This is a genomic window from Bacillus sp. FSL R7-0166 (assembly GCF_038008935.1).
Taxonomy (GTDB): Bacteria; Bacillota; Bacilli; order Bacillales; family Bacillaceae; genus Bacillus; species Bacillus altitudinis.
The window spans coordinates 2,582,422-2,597,916 of sequence record NZ_JBBPAC010000001.1 but is presented as its reverse complement, the minus strand read 5'-3'; the positions used below and the strand labels follow the sequence as shown (position 1 = coordinate 2,597,916).

The 15,495-nt window shown below is 40.8% G+C and carries 16 protein-coding genes; 8 read left to right on the top strand and 8 right to left on the bottom strand.

Annotated features, from left to right (window positions below; translation table 11 throughout):
* Nucleotides 1-26: 26 nt before the first annotated feature.
* The 8 genes from NST01_RS13360 to NST01_RS13325 form a co-directional block, all read right to left on the bottom strand.
* A complete protein-coding gene (locus tag NST01_RS13360; protein WP_019743716.1) occupies nt 27-1,031 on the bottom strand; it encodes a sensor histidine kinase in 1,005 nt (334 codons plus the stop codon).
* On the bottom strand, nt 1,031-1,720 hold the full coding sequence (locus tag NST01_RS13355; protein WP_017358287.1) for a response regulator transcription factor: 690 nt from the start codon (nt 1,718-1,720) through the stop codon (nt 1,031-1,033). The genes NST01_RS13360 and NST01_RS13355 overlap by 1 nt, the downstream gene beginning before the upstream one ends.
* A 109-nt stretch (nt 1,721-1,829) precedes the next feature.
* Entirely contained in the window at nt 1,830-2,750 is a 921-nt protein-coding gene (locus NST01_RS13350) for an iron-hydroxamate ABC transporter substrate-binding protein (RefSeq protein WP_098680633.1), read from the bottom strand.
* Nucleotides 2,751-2,940: 190 nt separating this feature from the next.
* The gene (locus tag NST01_RS13345; RefSeq protein WP_035391139.1) at nt 2,941-3,540 is read right to left on the bottom strand and encodes a response regulator transcription factor; all 600 of its coding nucleotides are present in this window, start codon (nt 3,538-3,540) and stop codon (nt 2,941-2,943) included.
* Complete coding sequence (locus NST01_RS13340) at nt 3,537-4,673, bottom strand: sensor histidine kinase (protein WP_035391140.1); 1,137 nt, start codon at nt 4,671-4,673, stop codon at nt 3,537-3,539. Before NST01_RS13340 ends, NST01_RS13345 begins: the two co-directional genes overlap by 4 nt.
* A 117-nt stretch (nt 4,674-4,790) precedes the next feature.
* Nucleotides 4,791-5,846: a fatty acid desaturase gene (locus tag NST01_RS13335; protein WP_007501745.1), complete on the bottom strand. Its 1,056-nt coding sequence runs from the start codon at nt 5,844-5,846 to the stop codon at nt 4,791-4,793.
* A gap of 189 nt (nt 5,847-6,035) precedes the next feature.
* Nucleotides 6,036-7,478, bottom strand: a complete 1,443-nt coding sequence (locus NST01_RS13330; RefSeq protein ID WP_017367842.1) for a DEAD/DEAH box helicase — start codon at nt 7,476-7,478, stop codon at nt 6,036-6,038.
* A gap of 116 nt (nt 7,479-7,594) precedes the next feature.
* Nucleotides 7,595-8,398 (bottom strand): NAD kinase, encoded by an 804-nt coding sequence (locus NST01_RS13325; protein ID WP_008343132.1) that lies wholly within the window; start codon nt 8,396-8,398, stop codon nt 7,595-7,597.
* Between the two features lie 447 nt (nt 8,399-8,845).
* Here NST01_RS13325 and sppA point away from each other — a divergent pair, with 447 nt between their 5' ends.
* The 8 genes from sppA to NST01_RS13285 all read left to right on the top strand — a co-directional run bounded on the left by sppA (nt 8,846) and on the right by NST01_RS13285 (nt 15,367).
* The gene (sppA, locus tag NST01_RS13320) at nt 8,846-9,847 is read left to right on the top strand and encodes a signal peptide peptidase SppA (protein WP_041092550.1); all 1,002 of its coding nucleotides are present in this window, start codon (nt 8,846-8,848) and stop codon (nt 9,845-9,847) included.
* A gap of 14 nt (nt 9,848-9,861) precedes the next feature.
* Nucleotides 9,862-10,386, top strand: a complete 525-nt coding sequence (locus tag NST01_RS13315) for an RDD family protein (protein WP_048001848.1) — start codon at nt 9,862-9,864, stop codon at nt 10,384-10,386.
* A gap of 101 nt (nt 10,387-10,487) precedes the next feature.
* Nucleotides 10,488-11,195, top strand: coding sequence for a DUF2953 domain-containing protein (locus tag NST01_RS13310; protein WP_341041987.1), 708 nt, complete (start codon nt 10,488-10,490; stop codon nt 11,193-11,195).
* Between the two features lie 14 nt (nt 11,196-11,209).
* Nucleotides 11,210-11,662, top strand: a complete 453-nt coding sequence (ytfJ, locus tag NST01_RS13305; protein ID WP_007501733.1) for a GerW family sporulation protein — start codon at nt 11,210-11,212, stop codon at nt 11,660-11,662.
* Between the two features lie 112 nt (nt 11,663-11,774).
* Nucleotides 11,775-12,275 carry a thiol peroxidase gene (tpx, locus tag NST01_RS13300; RefSeq protein WP_007501731.1) on the top strand — a complete coding sequence of 167 codons (501 nt, stop codon included), beginning with the start codon at nt 11,775-11,777 and terminating at the stop codon, nt 12,273-12,275.
* An 88-nt stretch (nt 12,276-12,363) separates the two neighbouring features.
* A complete protein-coding gene (locus NST01_RS13295) occupies nt 12,364-13,338 on the top strand; it encodes a class I SAM-dependent methyltransferase (protein WP_008343142.1) in 975 nt (324 codons plus the stop codon).
* Between the two features lie 229 nt (nt 13,339-13,567).
* Nucleotides 13,568-14,752 carry an acetate kinase gene (locus NST01_RS13290; protein ID WP_007501728.1) on the top strand — a complete coding sequence of 395 codons (1,185 nt, stop codon included), beginning with the start codon at nt 13,568-13,570 and terminating at the stop codon, nt 14,750-14,752.
* Nucleotides 14,753-14,851: 99 nt separating this feature from the next.
* Entirely contained in the window at nt 14,852-15,367 is a 516-nt protein-coding gene (locus NST01_RS13285; protein ID WP_025207781.1) for a MogA/MoaB family molybdenum cofactor biosynthesis protein, read from the top strand.
* Nucleotides 15,368-15,495 lie beyond the last annotated feature (128 nt).

Sequence of the window (15,495 nt, the reverse complement as noted above, 5' to 3'; positions counted from 1 at the left end):
GAGATTGGGTTTCTTGAACTGTATGTTCACATGCTTGCAATATGCACAAAATCATTCTTTTTCGGAAAAATAAAGGTGAAAGTTGTCCCTTGATCTAATGTGGAGTTGACCTCGATCGTGATATGAAGAGCGTCAGCTCCCTTTTTTGTTAAATAGAGCCCCATGCCTGTGGAGGCCGTGTCATTGTGATGTCTTGTGGAGGTAAAGCCTTTTTCAAAAATACGGGACACGTCTCTTGGGTCAATTCCTCTGCCTTGATCTGTGATGGTGAGCACCACTTGTTCGTTCATTTGTTTGCTTTCGATGATAATGTCAGATGATTGGCTGTACTTGACGGCGTTTGTCAGCACTTGTCTGATCATAAAGGATAACCATTTTGTATCACTTAATACATCTCGCTCTTCTAATAAAAGGTCAAAGCCAATTCCTTTTTGCATACACCACGATTGGAGCGCTTTGATTTCTTTCGTTAGCATGTTTTGGAGATCCAGTTTTTCAATAAATAAATCATTTTCAATATGTTGGATCCTGCTCTGATGCAGCTGTGCATCAAGGAGTAAATGTATTCTAAGCCATTCATAGGTCATATTTGATTTGAGCGGCTGTTCTGTTATGCGGTCAATCATTAAGTGCATCGCCGTGAGCGGCGTTTTCACCTCATGTATCCATGAGAGCAGTTCATCTTTTTCTTCTTCCAGCGCAGTCTTTTGCTTAGCCGTCATCTGGCGGTATCGGTCGATTTGCTCTGACGCTGCCTCCTGTACAATTTGTTCAAAGGGGGAAGAGGGTTTGAGACGCATTTGATGGTCTATATTTTCATCCCATTCTTTCAGTTGCATGTAATAAGCAGTTTCTTTCCGGTAACGAAAAAAAAGAAAAACAATGAAGAGTAATGTAGACAAAAGCACGATATAAAAAAGAGAAGCGAGTGGAATCGTTGTATCCAAATATGCAACAAAGAGAATGAGAAGCTGCAAACTAAGAAAGAACAAGATCCAGCTTCTTCGTTCTTTTAGAAATGCTTGCAGCATCATTGATCATCCTTTTCTTTTGCAAGATAACCTTGACCCACCTTTGTTTCAATGAAGGTGCCAAGGGAGATTTCGTCTAGTTTTTTTCTAAGGCGGTTGACGTTTACAGTGAGTGTATTGTCACTCACGAATCGTTCATCGTCCCATAAAGCTTGGATGAGAGATTCCCTTTTGACGATATGGTTTTTATGCTGAATCAATTCTTTGAGAATAAAAAACTCATTTTTTGTTAATTCAATCTCACCGTTTTCATTTGTCACTGTATTATTTTCGAGATCAAGGGTAGCGCCGCACCAGACTTTTAAGTTGGCTGGTTCCGCATTGTAATCATGGACTCGGCGAAGAACAGCACTTACTTTGGCGATGAGAACGTCAAAGTGAAAGGGCTTTTGTACAAAATCATCAGCTCCAAGCTGCATCGACATGACCATATCAGCAGGGTGATCACGAGAGGAAAGAAAGATGATGGGCACATTAGAATGATGCCGAATCATGCGGCACCAATGAAAGCCATCATACTTTGGCAGCTGAATATCAATAATGACTAAATCAGGCTGGATGGAAGTGAACTCCTGCATGACCTGTTGAAAATTGTTGATCCCATACACATCATAAGACCAGTTGACTAAACGTTCTTTGATTTCTTGGAAGAGGGTTGTATCATCCTCAATCAGCAAAATTTTAAACAAAACGAGCACCACACTTTTTGAATTACTTGTACATCATTGTAGCGGAAAACAGGCACTCCCGCTAGAAGCAGACAGTAAAAAAGCAAGGGAAGAGATCCCTTGCTTCGGTTTATTTACCTAAAAAGTGCTTTTTAAAGAATGATAATTGATATTCAAGTGTGAGCGGGTCATTAAAGTAAAACTCTTCCGCATTTGCTTCATACACACGATGTTTTTTCACAGCAGGAATGGACTTATAGATTTCACTGTTTTGATAGGAATTGTCCATTTCGCTGTTTTTGCTAATGATCATATAGTCTCCGGCAAATTCAGGGATGACCTCTTGTGATACCGCATAATAACCAGCTTTTAATGCTTTTTCTTTTACTTTTTCAGGCATTTTTAGTTTCATTGCTTGGTAGAGGATTTCTGTTCCGCGACCCCATGCATCTCCAAAGACGTAAAGGTCTTTTGTGCCGCTTTCAAAGACAGATACGGTTGCATCTTCACCAATTTTTGCTTTGATTTCTTTGCCAGTTTCAGCTGCGCGTTTTTTGAAATCCTTGACCCATGCTTCTGCTTCTTTTTCTTTGTTTAAGACTTTTCCAATTTCAATATGCTGCTGAAGGTAATCGACTTTGTTATACGTGAATAAAACAGTTGGGGCGATTTTTTTCAGTTTTTCTACATTTTTTGCACCGCTTAAACCGATGATGACATCAGGCTTTAGCTTCATGATTTTTTCCACATTTTCATCTGATACTTCTTCCACATTTTTTAATTTCTTTTTGAAACGTGGATTCTTTTTTGACCAAGAGTCAACACCCACAAGGTTCACACCAAGTGACAAGACATTTCCTGTATAAGAGGCGAGAACAACAACACGTTTTGGATTTGCTGGCAACTTCACAGGTCCATTTTCAGATTGATATGTAATCGTGTCTGACGTTGATTGATTTTTTCCCTTATTTGAGGAAGAGTTGCTGCTATTGCCACATGCGCTCAACGCAAGTACGAAGATGAGCATCAGAGGGAACAATATTTTCTTCATGAATGTAGACTCCTTTGAAATCGGCACATAAGCCGTGTATTTGGTTGTATGAGTGATAATGATAATTATTATCACTCAGATATCATACCATAGATGTGAGGTTTGTTGTCAATGATATTTTAGCAGTGGATAGAGGAATTCGGATAGAAAGAAAAAAAGATCAAGGCAGTGTATGACCTGATCTTTTTTCTTATTTAAACCAGCCTTTTTCTTTGGAACGAGTAATGGCCTCAATTCGGTTTTTGACTTCTAGTTTATCTAAAATAACGGATATGTAGTTTCGGACAGTGCCGCTTTTTATGCTGAGTTCCTTGGCGATTTCTTTTGTGTTTTTTCCGTCTGCGACGAGTTCTAGAACCGACTTTTCTCGTTCAGTTAAAGGATTTTCGTCGCTATACAAGTCTTCCATTAATTCAGGGGCGTACACCTTTTTCCCTTTCATCACGCTGCGGATGGCACTTGCCAAATCCTCGCTTGGGCTGTCTTTCAGCATGTAGCCGCTAACGCCAGCTTTCAGCGCTCTTTGAAAATAGCCAGAACGGGCAAAGGTAGTTAAAATGATGATCTTCACATCAGACTTTTTGAGTTCTTCAGCGGCATCGAGCCCAGATTTTCCTGGCATCTCAATATCCATTAAACAAATGTCGACCGGGTGTTTTTTAGCAAAATCTATGGCGTCCTGGCCGTTTGTGCCTTTTCCAACAACCGTCATATCGTCTTCTAAATCGAGAAGCGATCCAAGAGCACCGAGCAGCATTTGCTGATCCTCTGCGATAAAGATGTTAATCATTTTATTTCCTCCTTATCTTTCGCTGCTGAATCATTTGGAATGCTCATGATCAGCTTCGTCCCGTTTTTTGTCTCAATGTGCAGGCGTCCATTTGCAAATTCCAATCTTTCTCTAATCCCTGCAAGGCCATGTCCCTTCGTTTGAGAGGATGGATGACTGCCTTTAAATGTGCCGTTATCCTCAACTGTAATGACAGCTTCCTTTGACTTTTGATGAATCGTGATTTGACAGACAGTGGCGTCGCTATGCTTGACGACATTCGTCACGGCCTCTTTGATGCACATGCTCACAATGTTTTCGTTAAGAAGAGAGATGTGTTTCGGCGCTTCCTTTTCATCATAAATCATGTCAATATCCGCGGCTTCAAGGATTTGCTTGATGTTCAATATTTCATCTTTGATCCGAATGCCTTTCATGGAAGAAACAATTTTCCGCACTTCATTTAGAGACGTTCTAGCTGTCTGCTGGACACTCTTTAGTTCGGCACGAGCCTGTTCAGGGTCTTTATACACGAGTTTACGGGCAAGGTCACTCTTTAATCCAATGAGAGAGAGTTTTTGTCCAAGTGTGTCATGCAGATCGCGAGCAATTCGCTGTCTTTCTTCAAGTTTGACAAGATCGGCGATCCGTTCATTGGCATATTCTAATTTCTCTTCTAGCCGTTCACGTTCCTTCCTGCTTCGAATGCTAAGAGGGAGGAGGATGGCGCTGATCAGTGTAATTACGACAAACGGAATTTGTGTGAGAAACCATCCCTTTTTTAAAATCAAGCTAAAGTTCACTGCTACGGCGGCGCTCCCTAGATGAATATAGTATAAGATATAGAAAGGGACTTTTCTTTTGATATGCCCGTTGAAATAGGCGATACAAAAAGCAAAATAAATGTAGCTGTAGAGCATCACATAACCAGTTGAAATGGCGATTAATACAAGGCCGAATACATATAACGACCAGCCCTTTGAGACAAAGGCAAAACGGTAGACCGCAAAAAAGACGACGTTTAAAATAATGCCGATCACAATGCCTAAAGTCGAAGGGGTCTTAAAGATAAAATAAAAGGGCAGGATGAAAAAAATCGCCCAAATATATGGGGAAATCCCATGCAGTTTTTGAATTTTCAGTTGTTTTTTCATCCGTGATTCACCTTTTTCATTTTTTCAGTCTTTTTCACTACTTTATCAAATTGAACAGGTGAGCGCATCCTGCAAATACAACAAGCTCCTTCTATTGTAAGAAAGAGCTTGCGCCAATTATGCATTCTTCTTCAGAATGTCTCCTTTAATGACAGGTGCGGGCATCTTCTTAGATTGCCGTGCTTCTTTAAAGGTAACGAATGCTTTCGTTTCTTCATCCCAAAGTCTAAATTTCATTGATTCGATACTTGTTTTTAAAGTGATGGTTGGCACATTTTGAAGCGGCTCACTATGATCATGTGCATGCTCCAAGTGATAATTCGGTACCCTCGGACTTAAATGATGAACATGGTGATAGCCGATATTGCCTGTTAACCATTGAAGAAGTTTTGGCAATTTGTAAAAAGAACTGCCTTCTACAGCTGCCTGCACGTAATTCCAATGTTCATCTGCTTCAAAGTAAGAATCTTCAAATGTATGCTGCACGTAAAACAGCCATACGCCGATTGATCCTGAGATCAGGAAGATTGGACCTTGGACAAGCAGGAACTCCTGCCAGCCAAAAAGAAGACACGTTGCAGTTGCTAGCGCAATGATGCTCACGTTTGTGAAATACGTGTTCCAGCGCTCTTTTTTACGAGCATTTTTGACGTTGAAACGGTTTTTTAAGAGAAAAACAAAGATCGGTCCTAAAATAAACATCACAAAAGGATTACGGTAAAATCTGTAGCGAAACTTCGTCCAAGCTGATGCCTCTTGATATTCTTTGACTGTCAGTAGCCAAATGTCGCCAGTACCTCGTTTGTCTAGATTACTGCTTGTGGCATGGTGAATTGAATGATCTCTTTGCCATTGAAGATAAGGGAAAAGGGTGAGTACGCCCGTTACAAATCCGAACAGGTGATTTAGCGGCTTCTGTTTAAAAAAGGATTGATGGCAGCAGTCGTGAAAAATAATAAAGACACGTACTAAAAAACCAGCTGCAATCACCGCAAAGAAGAGGGTTAAAAGGTAGGAGATGTTCAGGCTATAATAGGCAAGAAACCAAAGCCCCAAAAATGGAATGAATGTATTAAAGAGTTGAATGATACTTTTTTTCGAATTAGCACCAGAGAATTGGCCAACTTGTTTTCTTAAAGTGGCTTGCTGCTGTGTGTTTGTTGAAGTCGTCATGAACGTTCAAGTCCTTTCCGTTTCTTTCTACTTCAAAGTATAGAAGGAAAGGTGTCATGCTCATAGTAGCACCCATCATGTATTCAATATGACATTTGTCATGTTGGACGCGGGAAAGGCTGATGGTTCAAGGGTTGTAAGCTTATTTTATTTTAAATAAAAAAAGTAAAGGCGCTTAGCCTTCACTTTTTATGCACGTGCTTCATGTACTTTTAACTGCTTGCCTTTAATCGTTGTGTGCCGCATGGCTTTTAGCACAAGAGGGCCTTTGCCATTTAAAATATCTACATATGTTTTCGTTTCCTGAATGGTAATAATCCCAATGTCATCAAACGCAACGCCGTCTATTTTGGCGATCGTTCCAACGAAATCAACTGCCCGGAGTTTCTTTTTCTTCCCGCCATTAAAATACAGCTTCATAATATCTTTTTCTATGCCGGCCTGCTTATTTTCCTTTTGAATCGGTGTTTCAATTTTTTCTTCAAAGCTTGCCACATGCTGTTCTGCTTCTTCTTTTGTAGGATAAGGCTGAATTTGAAAATGAATGCCAGCTTCCTCTTTTAATTCTTCAATGAGCGGCTGCCCGTGCCTTGTCATAAACGCAATCGTTTTTCCGCTTTTACCCGCTCTGCCAGTTCTTCCAGTCCGGTGAATGTAGCGTTCTTTTTCATATGGCAAGTCGTAATGAATGACATGTGTCATATCACTGACATCAATTCCTCGGGCTGCAATATCTGTTGCGATCAAATAACGGAATTCCCCGTTTTTAAATTCATCCATGACGGCAAAGCGGTCTTCCTGCCTCATCCCGCCATGAATCTTATCGCAAGGAACATCCCACTCATCTAGCTTCATCGTCAGCTCATTCACTCGCTCCTGCGTATTGCAAAAAATGATACAGCTATCTGGATTTTCAATGACAATCGTTCGTTGAAGTAATGAAAACTTGCCTTCTTCCTCGGTTTCAATCAACGTGTGGGTGATTTGCTGCTTCGTCGTTTCCTCCCGAGCAATCTCTATCACTTTTGGCGATTGTAAAAACTGCTCACTCAAATCCTTCATTTCATCAGACATCGTCGCTGAAAATAACATCGACATCCGCTTTGGCGGCAGATGCTGAATAATAGAAGAGACTTGATCAATAAATCCCATGTTCAGCATTTCGTCTGCTTCATCTAACACGAAAAATGACAGATTGTCTAAAGAAAGTGTCCCTTTTTCGAGGTGATCCAATATTCGTCCTGGCGTTCCGCACACAATGTGGTTCTTTTGTGCAAGCTCTATTTTTTGTGCTTGAAATGGAGCTTTTCCATAAATGGCGGCCGCTTTGATTCGTTTAAATCGTCCGAGGCTGGTCAGATCCTGTTTGACCTGCATGGCAAGTTCTCTTGTTGGGACGAGGATGAGGGCTTGAGGTTTATTCTCAGCCCAATCCACCATTTCACAAATTGGCAGACCGTAGGCTGCTGTTTTGCCACTGCCTGTCTGAGATTTGACAATGAGGTCCTGCTTTGAAAAAGCAACGGATAATGTCTCGTGCTGAACAGGTGTAGGTGTATGGAAATGAAGCGCTTCTAGCGCTTGTTTCAATTCATCGCTTAATGGATATTGATCAAAATGTTGTAATGGCATCGTGTTCTCCTTTTCGTACATGTATACTTGTGACATCATACCATATCTTTTCAAAGACACCATGACCTTGAATGAAAAAGCATGAAAAAAAGCCCCGTAAAGGAGCTTGTCAATGATTAAAGGAATCTGCGTTTTACTTTTTCCCAATAGGAGTTATCTTTTAATTTGACCGTTTTGATCACTTTACCAGAAAGGCCAATGTCAATTTGTTTGACATGTTTTGTACCTAGCGCTTCGTTATCAAGACCGATAATCGGATGGTCGTTACCGTCCTGAACAACCTTTAGTGTCAGTTTGCGATCACTGCTTAAAATGAAAGGAGCTCCAAGTGTACGGTATGAGTTGTTATTCAGCGATGCCAGCTCGGTTACTTGCATACACGGAAGCATCGGATCCACCACGGCGCCGTTGACAGATTTATTGTAGGCCGTTGAACCGGTCGGAGTGGAAATAATCATCCCGTCGCCTCTAAAGGTTTCAAAATGGAAATCATCTATATACACATCGATGACAAATGTTTTAATGATGCTAGAGCGGATCGACAGTTCGTTTAAACAATGGAACTGGTTTGTACTGTCAACGCTTACATCGATGATCGGATATTTTCTCACTTCAATTTGTTCAGTGTTCATGGCATCAATCATTTTATCAAAATGTTCTAACGAAAAATCGCAGTATAGGTGCGAATTCTCTGTTTTTGATACCCCTACATACAAGCAGTCATCCCGGAAGTTCGTTTTGCGGACCGCTTGAAGAAATGTACCATCTCCACCAATTGAAGCAATGATATGGGCATCTTCTGCACGCTTTACGACGTGAAAGCCTTGATCGGTAGCGAGCTTCTCCAGAGAAGAAATGTGTCCATCCAATTCATGATCTTTTTTGTAAAAGAAAAATACATTGCGACGATTGTCTGTCATTGACGTTCTCCCCTTTGTTGTCAAAAATAGATTTCGAGTAGTAAAGGGCTTACATAAAAACCCTTGCTCACATTTTACACTTTTTTCATATGAAAGTAAAAATATTAGAAAGACGCTTCATCATGATAGAGGCTTCCATTTGAGAAATGAGTCATTGTAAGTGATTAGACAACGCTGACTTTGAGCATAATTTAATAGCTCATTTTGGAGGATAGAGAGGTCTGGGCGTTTCGTTGTGGGGATGATCTGAGCTATTAGATGTGGAAAGAGGATAAAATAACCAATTTTTCGTCATGATGAGCAAATGATAGAAGATGTAAAGTTGATCGTCATTTCACATCGGTGCTATCATATGTTGAAATGAAATGTAAAAAAACCACAGTTCCTGTGAAACATTTCATGTGTGTATTCGTATGAACGAAGTGAGACAAAAAGGAGGAGAAAGAAATGAATGCGAAAAGATGGGTAGCCTTAATCATTGCACTTGGTGTTTTCGGCTTTTCGATTGTGATTAGTATCACGACGGCCTTGTATGAAAGCTTCAATGATAATAAGATGAGCTATCAATTCGGGGACGAAATCGAAGAAAAGGTACTAGAGGATGGCAGCGGAGCGAGTAAAATTGCTGTACTTGAGATTAATGGTACGATTCAAGATAACGGTGGTGCATCCAGCCTTTTAGGCGGGGAAGCATATGATCATCGTGCGTTCTTAAAAGAATTAGATAAAGCAAAAGACGATGCGTCTGTGAAAGGTGTCTTGCTGCGCGTTAACTCTCCTGGCGGCGGTGTCTATGAAAGTGCTGAAATACATAAAAAATTAGAAGAAGTAAAGAAAGCGAAGAAGCCAATTTATGTTTCTATGGGTTCAATGGCGGCTTCTGGTGGCTATTATGTATCCACTCCAGCGAAAAAAATCTTTGCTTCACCTGAAACGTTAACAGGCTCTCTCGGGGTCATCATGCAAAGTTTGAATTATGCAAAGCTGGCAGATAATTTAGGCATTAAATATGAAACCATTAAAAGTGGAAAATTCAAAGACATCATGTCACCAAATCGTGATATGACAAAAGATGAGCGCGACATCATGCAAAGCATGGTTGACAACTCTTATGAAGGTTTTGTGAAAGTCATCTCAGAAGGACGCGGCATGTCTAAGCAGGACGTCAAGAAAATTGCTGACGGCCGGGTCTATGACGGAACACAGGCGAAATCGAACGGATTAGTGGATGAGCTTGGGTACTATGAAGATGCACTAAAAGCAATGAAGAAAAATGAAAAAGGCCTAAAAGGAGCAAAGGTTATCAGCTATTCACAAAGCTTTGGCTGGAACTCTCTTTTCAATATGAGTGCAAGCAAGCTCTTTAAAAGCGAAATTGATTTTCTGAACTTAAAAGAAACACTGGCTGGCTCAAATGGGTCTAAACCGATGTATCTCTATTCAAAATAAAGGAGGGATCATAGATGGATTCTACATTCGATGAAGTAACGGAAAGTCGCAGCCAAGAGGAAGAATCAAGGCCGACTCTTGCGAAGCGCACTTCAATTGAAGCGCAGGCCTTTGCAGGTTTCTGGATTAGATTTTGGGCATTTATCCTAGATTGGCTCGTCGTATGGGGTGTTAACCATTTGACGGTTTCTCCAATCTTTAGTCTCTTTGGCTGGTCAAAAGGTGGAGGCTGGTTTTCCCCATTTTCCGTCACAACCACAATTGTCTTTCTGCTTTATTTTGCGATCATGACGAAGATTTTCCAACAAACACTTGGAAAGATGGTGTTTGGAATCAAAGTCGTCTCACTTCAGCCGGAGAAGAAGCTGCCATGGGATGTCATTTTCTTTAGAGAAATTGTGGGGCGATATATTAATACGCTTTTTGTTCTCTATGCTGTGGTTGGGTTTACGCCGAAAAAGCAGGGGGTTCATGACTACTTTGCAGATACGGTGGTTGTTCATGAACATTTATATGAAAAAACAGAATCAAACGCATAATCAAAGAGAGTTTGGCCGGGTACCGGTCAAACTCTTTTTTTGGGTGATTGGGTATAAAATCCAGAAGGAGAGCCATAATCGTAGAGGAAGCATCATTTGTTATGGAGGAAGTGAGCACAGTGCTGTACGTTTGGATTGCCGCTTTTTTGTTCCTTGTGATCTTATTGATCTTTATGAAAGTGACCATTTCACTGGACTATTCACATGCAAATGACAATGACCATATTGCGGTGAAGATCATCACGTTATATGGAATCGTCAGACTGAAGAAAGACATTCCGATGGTGAAAGTGAATACGGAAGATCAAACGATTGATATTCGTGAAAAGAAAATGGCCAGCACCAAAACGCCTAATCAAGAAAAAGAAACCATGCATAAAAAAGTGGGAAAACGTGATGTAAAGGAAATCCTTCATCAAATGGAGCGTATTACAAAAGAGATTGTCGATCTAAACCGGATCATGCGAAAGTTCTTCATTCATATAAAAATCGTCTCATTTCACTGGTCCACATGGATTGGTTTTCATGACGCAGCTTTAACAGGTGTAGCAGCCGGCGGTGTGTGGTCAGTCAAAGGAGCACTTCTTGCCTGTATGCAGGAGCATCTCACCTTTAAGCACAAACCCGTCTATGAAGTGATTCCCGCTTTTCAGCACAATGTGTCACAGACACACTTTGCATGTATAGCTTATTTTCGGATTGGACATGCTATGCTTGCAGCCATTCGATTACTTGTCCATTGGTTAAAAGGGAGAAAGGCGAGAAAAAATGCCTCTCTTCAAGCAACGAAGAATGAATCATCTGTTTAAGGAGGAACCCGAAAATGGCAGATCATCCAATCCAAGGTCTGATGAAGACAGCGATGGAAAACTTAAAAGAAATGATTGATGTGAACACGATCATCGGCGATCCAGTCGAAACCCCTGACGGCAGTGTCATTCTCACTGTGTCAAAGGTTGGTTTTGGATTTGCAGCCGGCGGCAGTGAATTCAACGGTAACCAAAAGAAAGAAAAACGGTCTGATGAACAAGAACGAAAAGAACCGAGACTCCCATTTGGAGGCGGAAGCGGCGGGGGAGTATCGATTACACCAATCGCCTTTTTAATTGTGGGAACAAATGGCGTTAGAATGCTTCATTTGGATGAACACACACATCTGCTCGATAAAATATTGGATTCTGCTCCTCAAGCAATTGAACGTCTTCAGCACATGTTTAAGAAGGATGAACGGGAGCATCGTCACAAAGAACGAAAACTAGATGACATAGACCTTTAAAAAGTTAGCTGCCCTGCAGTTAACTTTTTTTTCAAAATGGACGATTAGGCTTTGCAGTTTTTTGCTTTCTCTACTATGATAGAACCATACATTTGATAAGGGAGGAATTGTTTTGGCATCGATCACATTTAAAGGGAGCCCAGTAACGCTTGTAGGAAATGAAGTGAAAGTAGGCGAGCAGGCTCCAGATTTCACGGTATTAACGAACTCACTAGGAGAAGTTTCACTTTCTGATTTAACAGGAAAAGTGACGATTATCTCAGTGATTCCTTCTATTGATACAGGTGTGTGTGACGCACAAACAAGACGTTTCAATGAAGAGGCAGCCGGCTTAGGTCCGGTCAATATTTATACCATTAGTGCAGACCTACCATTTGCACAAGCACGCTGGTGCGGAGCAAACGGAATTGAAAATGTCGAAACATTATCTGATCATAGAGATATGTCATTTGGTGAAGCGTTTGGTTTATATATGAAAGAATTGCGTTTATTGGCGCGTGCGGTCTTCGTATTAGACCCAAGCGGAAAAGTGGTTTACACTGAGTATGTAAGCGAAGCAACCAATCATCCAAATTATGAAAAAGCCATTGAGGCTGCGAAATCACTGTTATAAAAGCAGCATCGACAAGAGCTCCGGCTTCATACTGGGGCTCTTTTCAATGAGAACATCTAGCTTTTAACAAAGCGAGGAGAGAAAAGCATTGCAGAAAGATCAAGTGAGTACGATTTTTGAGCTGCTCGATACAGCTTCAATTCGTTTAAAAAAGGAACAGAACATTTCCTATATTGAAGCATTGGCAGAAGCAGGAGAAGCCTTTTTCCAGTCAAATGATCGAAACGGTTTACTAAAAGATTTAATAGAGAAAGCAGATTTCGCCTCTTATGATCATGAGCAGATTCGTAAAGCGTTTCAGCTCGCCGTACTGAAAGGACAAAAAGATATTTCACATCCAAACCGGCAGATGACACCTGATACAATTGGTCTGTTTGTCAGCTATTTGGTCAATAAATTTTTAGAAGGACAAAAAGAGCTGGTTGTCTTTGATCCAGCAGCGGGAACAGGGAATTTACTGCTTGCGGTCCTCAACAATGTAACAGCAGAAACAAAACGTGGTTTTGCCTCTGAAATTGATGACGTGCTCATTAAAATTGCGTGGGCACAAGCGAACTTAGAAGAAAAAGAAGTAGAGCTTTTCCACCAGGACAGCCTTGAGCCGCTTCTTATCTCACCAGCAGATGTTGCTGTATGCAGTCTTCCTGTCGGGTATTATCCAAATGATGAGCGCGCTAAAGACTATGAATTAAAGGCAAAAGAAGGTCATTCCTTTGCGCATTATTTATTCATTGAGCAAAGTCTTCGTTACACGAAAGAAGGCGGCTTCTTATTCTTCATCATTCCAAACGATTTATTTGAAGGAAAAGAAAGCGTACAATTAAAGGATTTCATCAAAGAACATGCATATATGAATGCGTTAATTCAGCTGCCAGTCTCTATGTTCAAAGACAAAAAGCATGCCAAAAGCTTATTTGTGATGCAAAAGAAAAAAGAGGGGCTCGAAGCACCGAAACGTATGCTATTTGCCAATCTGCCCTCTTTCTCACAGAAGGAAGCAATGGTTGGCGTCATGAGAAAATTAGACCAATGGTTTATAGAAGAAAAAGAAACGAAAGAATAGCCAGAGTGATGTCTGGCTATTTTATTATTCAGAAAATAACGACTTATTGATGTAAGCGGTAACAGTTCGAAGGTGTACTTGAAATGCAAAGTTTTCAATGTTTAAATGAAAAAGTCAGATATTTTTCGGACTTATCGTTAAACTATAAAAGACCCGTTCAAACAGGTTGAATATAGCACCGAAAAAACGTGAAACCTTATATAACAACTGAGTAAAAGGAGCGACAGTAATGTCCAAAATTATTGCAATCAACGCAGGAAGCTCATCTCTTAAATTCCAATTGTTCGACATGCCAGAAGAAACCGTTTTAACAAAAGGTCTTGTTGAAAGAATCGGAATGGACAACAGTATCTTCACGATTTCTGTAGATGGAGAAAAGAAAACAGAAGTCACAGATATTCCAGATCATGCAGTAGCGGTTAAAATGCTGCTTGAAAAACTAATTGAATTTAACATCATCAAAGACTTTAATGAAATTGATGGCGTAGGACACCGCGTCGTTCACGGCGGAGAAAAATTCAGCGATTCTGTTGTTTTAACAGATGAAGTCATCAATGACATTGATCAGCTTTCAGAGCTTGCACCACTTCACAACCCTGCAAACGTTGTAGGAATCAAAGCATTCAAACAAATTCTGCCTGACGTACCAGCGATTGCTGTGTTCGATACAGCGTTCCACCAAACAATGCCAGAGCAGTCTTACCTATACAGCCTTCCGTACGACTACTACAAAAACTTTGGTATTCGTAAATACGGATTCCACGGGACAAGCCATAAGTTCGTAACAGAGCGTGCAGCAGAGCTACTAGGCCGTCCTCTTGAAGAGCTTCGTTTGATTTCTTGCCACCTTGGAAATGGTGCAAGTATCGCAGCAGTTGAAGGCGGAAAATCAATCGATACGTCAATGGGCTTCACACCACTTGCGGGTGTTGCAATGGGAACACGTTCAGGTAACATTGACCCTGCCCTTATTCCATTTATTATGGAGAAAACAGGACATACAGCGGAAGAAGTACTTTCTACTTTGAATAAGAAGAGTGGTCTTTTAGGTGTGTCTGGTCTTTCAAGTGATCTTCGTGATATCGAAGAAGCGACAGAAGAAGGAAACGACCGTGCAGAAGTAGCACTAGATATTTTTGCAAGCCGTATTCATAAATACATCGGTTCTTATGCAGCGAGAATGAATGGTGTAGATGCCATCATCTTCACAGCTGGAATCGGTGAAAACAGCTCAGAAGTGAGAGCACGTGTACTTCGTGGTCTAGAATTCATGGGCGTATATTGGGATCCATCTCTTAACAACATGAGAGGCGAAGAAGCATTCATCAGCTACCCTCACTCTCCTGTAAAAGTCATCGTGATTCCAACGAACGAAGAAGTCATGATTGCAAGAGACGTTATGCGTTTAGCGTAACATCCTTTTAAAGCTCTTTTCCTCAGCGGAAAAGGGCTTTTTTCTATTGAAATCAGCATGCTATAATGTGAGGCAATATGAAAGGAGCGGTGTGAAGAGATGAGCGCCCAAGAACATAAACGCGAAGCGAAAACGAGGCTTCATGTAAAAGTCATTACCGTCAGTGATACAAGGACAAAAGAAACAGATAAAAGCGGCCGTCTGATGATTGATTTGCTCAAAGAACAAGGGCATCTTATTCTTGCATACGATATTGTGAAAGATCACATTGGAGCGATTCAAGACGCCGTCTTAGAAGGAACAAGTGAAGCGAAGATTGATGCCGTCTTGTTAAACGGGGGAACTGGTATTGCAACAAGGGACGTCACGATTGAATCCATTACACCTCTTTTCTCAAAAGAGCTGCCGGGCTTTGGAGAAATTTTTCGCATGCTGAGCTATACAGAAGATATTGGATCAGCCGCTATCTTATCTAGAGCGACGGCAGGGGTGATTAACCAAAAAGCCGTTTTTGCCACACCAGGCTCTACCGGAGCAGTTCGGTTAGCCATGACCAAACTCATTATTCCAGAGCTTCCTCATGTCTTGCGAGAGCTTGAAAAAGATCAAAAATAGCCCAAAATGACTCTGCCAAGAAAATTTGGCAGAGTTTTTTTCATAAAGGGGTTGAAAAAACAATTTTTCCTTGTTACAGTGTATACATACTAAATGCATGTTTATAAATTAAAACTTATTTTTATGCA